The organism is Segatella copri (assembly GCF_009494835.1).
GTDB classification, from domain to species: domain Bacteria; phylum Bacteroidota; class Bacteroidia; order Bacteroidales; family Bacteroidaceae; genus Prevotella; species Prevotella copri_F.
Genome location: NZ_VZBE01000056.1, coordinates 1 through 3555, shown reverse-complemented (window position 1 = coordinate 3555; position 3555 = coordinate 1). Strand labels below are relative to the sequence as shown.

4 protein-coding genes are annotated in these 3555 nt (G+C 37.1%); all 4 read left to right on the top strand.

Annotation, left to right across the window (positions count from 1 at the left end):
- Positions 1-340: 340 nt before the first annotated feature.
- The 4 genes from F7D47_RS08625 (at position 341) to F7D47_RS08610 (ending at position 3448) form a co-directional block, all read left to right on the top strand.
- A complete protein-coding gene (locus tag F7D47_RS08625; protein WP_153084828.1) occupies positions 341-835 on the top strand; it encodes a hypothetical protein in 495 nt (164 codons plus the stop codon).
- On the top strand, positions 793-1788 hold the full coding sequence (locus tag F7D47_RS08620) for a hypothetical protein (RefSeq protein WP_153084827.1): 996 nt from the start codon (positions 793-795) through the stop codon (positions 1786-1788). Before F7D47_RS08625 ends, F7D47_RS08620 begins: the two co-directional genes overlap by 43 nt.
- A 659-nt stretch (positions 1789-2447) precedes the next feature.
- Entirely contained in the window at positions 2448-2909 is a 462-nt protein-coding gene (locus F7D47_RS08615) for a type VI secretion system amidase effector protein Tae4 (protein ID WP_153084826.1), read from the top strand.
- A gap of 56 nt (positions 2910-2965) precedes the next feature.
- Entirely contained in the window at positions 2966-3448 is a 483-nt protein-coding gene (locus tag F7D47_RS08610) for a WG repeat-containing protein (RefSeq protein WP_117943055.1), read from the top strand.
- The last annotated feature ends 107 nt before the right edge of the window (positions 3449-3555 follow it).

The following is a 3555-nucleotide window of genomic DNA, read 5'->3' as shown; positions in this document are numbered from 1 at the left end:
CTCGTCTTTTGTTCTTAGAGGAGGGAGCGAGGTTATGTTTTGGGAACCCCAAAACGCCTCGCTCCACCATGAGGGCGAAGAAATTTTGCTCCCAACGGTTGCAGAAAGTGAGTGTACCAACTGTAGGCAGTGCATAGAAATATGTAAATAGATTTGTCAGGTGTAGTTTATTCTTCCTTTATTTGCACAAAAGTATGTTTTGAGTGTTATAAAAAATAAAAAAATGCACTATTACGTTGATACTTTTGTATTTTTGCACTCAGTTATCTTGGACAGCAGAATTTGAAACACTGAAAATCCGTAATCTGTCTATATGTAAAATCTTTAAATTTGGATTATTATGACTAAGAAGTTTTGGTTAATAGCACTCATCGTAGCTTGCACTGTTGTATTTGGCAGTTGCGATAAGTCTGAGGAATTGAGTGTTGAGCAATGTAAGTTGGATATGAATCTATTCAACCAAACCTATACTGTTAATGATGAGGGGTGCTGTGTGCTAAAAGGGAGAAAGCCAATAGCAGCAGAAGAAATACAGAGTAAGGTCAAGGGCTATGGTTGGGAGAGTATTGCCACTTATGAGGTACAGGAAAACGGAAAGTTGAGCAAGGAGGAATTTTGGAAAGACAGATTTGGTGGCAGCCCTACACACTTTTGGTTTGAGACATCACAGCAAGCTTTTAGTTATTTTTATAGTGATGCCTTGCCAGCCTTTTGTTTCAGTCGTGTATCATGGACTTATGACATGGACAAAGGCTTCATACTGTTTGGCAGCAACAAGCAGACAACAGATACATGCAGATTCTTAAGCTTGACGAGTCGAATGGCAAGACCTTAATGTACACCATACAAAAATTGGGAGCGACGAGTGATGGCAGCAATGGTTACAAGTCTATATATGGCATGATTGTATATAAACGCATGACCGAAACCGATTTGGAAATGATGAAGAAAAGTTACACGTATGATACGGATATTGACCGTTCTGTTCCCGACAACTGCAAGTTTAAGATTAAGGCATACTATGCAGAAGACGACAAAGACAACACAGACCCTGTGTTTCAGACCTTCTGCCTTGTAACATTTGAGCTTACCGATGAATATGGTTTCAACTCTTCAGATAATGCCTATTACAACTACTACGATTCAATTACTTGGACGAGTGATTGTCGTGATATGCCAGATAGCTTTGGAATCATGGAACGTAAGACAAACTGTTTGAATACTTCCTATTGGTGGAGCACATACTTCTTCACGCCTCATGACAATACTATTGTCTATGCCAATGGCTATAAAGATGGCCGTATTGTCTATCAAGCCCGAAAGAGGCTCTATTTGGTGAATGATGGATTCTTTGGTTACGATTGGGATAACGTAAGGTATAATTCCAAGAACCCCGAACTAACAGAATATTGCTTGCTGGACAAGAGCCGTGAGTTTATCCTAACTCCACCTACTGCCTACAAAGAAGACATTACAAAACCGTATGCAGAGTTACGTATTGTACTGAAAGGAGCAAAAGACAAAAACGACAAGGAATATATGTTAGGCGTGCTTGAACGTGAAAGAGAAGGTCTGTTGAAGATTATGGACCAGTACTATGAAGCACATAGTACTATAAAAGAAACAGAAAAGGCTTCGCTGTGTAAAACGTTTAAGGCACTACCCGAAGATGCTGATATTAAAGCATATTGGCGTACAAAACATTCTCGCATGGTACTGATACTTAAAACTGACGGGGAAGACCCTATAAACAGTGAATACTATGTGCATGCGGAACCAATTAAATGATAAATAAGTTTAATGTGGACAACAATAGTCATAAGGCGAAGTTAATCTTTGTTTTATGACTATTGTTTTTTTGCACCAACATAGTGTGGTTTCATTTTTATTTTGTATTTTTGCAACTGTAAAGAGTTGTTAGGCAAAGCAAACATATGCATATTGCAGAAGTTGTGACTATTGCCAAATCATTACCTCTATTGAGGTTGAACACTTATAAATCGCTCATTTTAAGCTATTCAGCAGATTATAGAAGAATTTTTAGGAAAAATACTACCCAACGGTGTGGAGATTTTTTCGAAAACCGAAGGCTCGACCTTTTATTTCCAAAGCCCGCTGCCATACCTTTGCACCTGCACGATAACGGTTGATGCCAAAAGGAAAGACCATGTGGAGGAAAGAAAATCAGAGCGGCAAATGAAAATAGAAACTTCACGGAAGTTTTTGGATTGTGCGATAAAAAATGGAACTGCGAGTTGTGGCTATAAAAGTTGCATTCAGTACTGATAGCTTAAAGTTGTTTAGACTGACACTTTGACATTGTAAAATTTCCCAAATAAAATAGGCATGATGTTTGTATTTGATATTAATGAATTTTGAATGATACGACTCAGCCAACAGTCCCGGCTAAGCCGCATGGATTAAAAGGGACTTAAACGTAAGCGACAATGGCATTAACGTATAAAACATTAAGTTCAAATTTTGCTAAAGTAAAGGATAAAGATGTTGCTCAATTAGGAACATTCATTGGTGGAAAAGTTGGAGAGAATATAAAATCTAAAGTGTTTAAAAACGGATGCGCTATCAGATTGTCATATGCTTTCAACTATTCAGGAGTACCAATATCACCATCCGATGGGGCCGTTTCTTCTGGTGCTGATAAAAAATGGTATCTCTATCGTGTGTCTGATATGAAGAAATTTATCATAAAACATATAGGAGGTACTCCTTTGAAAGGTTCTACTGCAAATAGCTTCAAAGGCAAAAAAGGCGTTATCGTCTTTAATGATTGTAATTGGAGCGATGCCACCGGACATGTTGATTTGTTCAATGGTATACAATGTGAGTATGAAGAAGCTAACGATTATTTCAATAATTGCAATTCGGAGTTACTATATACTCTCAAGTAATTTTTTTGAGGGTGTCTCTTTCTATGAATAGACACCCTCCTTTAATATTATACCCTATGAAAAAGTTCCTTTTTATTTTTCTATCATGTTTACTTTTCCAACAGCTGACAGCTCAGACCATTGTAAAATTTGACAATGGTAATAACATTATATATAAAAACTTACAAGGAAAAACTATTGTAAAGAATAAAAAATATACAATAGCATTTACTGATACGATTTCATCTATCGGCTTTGTCGGCACGAGAAAAGGTGAAATAGTTTGTATTAATAATGCAGGTAAAGAACTATTTGAAGTATATAAGATTGACAATGGTCCAGATTATGTCAGTGATGGCTTGTTCAGAATTGTAGGAAAAAATAGCAAAATAGGTTTTGCTGATACATGTGGAGCTATTGTTATTCCACCCGTTTTTTCGTATGCTACACCTTTTCACAATGGAGAGGCTAAAGTTTCTTTTGGCGGCAAGAATGAAAAACAAGGAGAATACCAATCATGGAAAAGCAACCTTTGGTTTTTGATAAAGAAGTCCAAATAGTTTTTAAAAGCATTGGATATGTTTTTTAACAGAACTAACAAGAGTAGCAGAATATTTCCAAAGCCCGCTGCCATACCTTTGCACCTGCACGATAACGGTTGATGCCA

What these genes read in the sequence shown, in the direction of transcription:
- F7D47_RS08620 (WP_153084827.1), top strand. Translation starts at nt 793, where the DNA reads ATGCAGATTCTTAAGCTTGACGAGTCGAATGGCAAGACCTTAATGTAC.
- F7D47_RS08615 (WP_153084826.1), top strand. Translation starts at nt 2,448, where the DNA reads ATGGCATTAACGTATAAAACATTAAGTTCAAATTTTGCTAAAGTAAAG.
- F7D47_RS08610 (WP_117943055.1), top strand. Translation starts at nt 2,966, where the DNA reads ATGAAAAAGTTCCTTTTTATTTTTCTATCATGTTTACTTTTCCAACAG.
- F7D47_RS08625 (WP_153084828.1), top strand. Translation starts at nt 341, where the DNA reads ATGACTAAGAAGTTTTGGTTAATAGCACTCATCGTAGCTTGCACTGTT.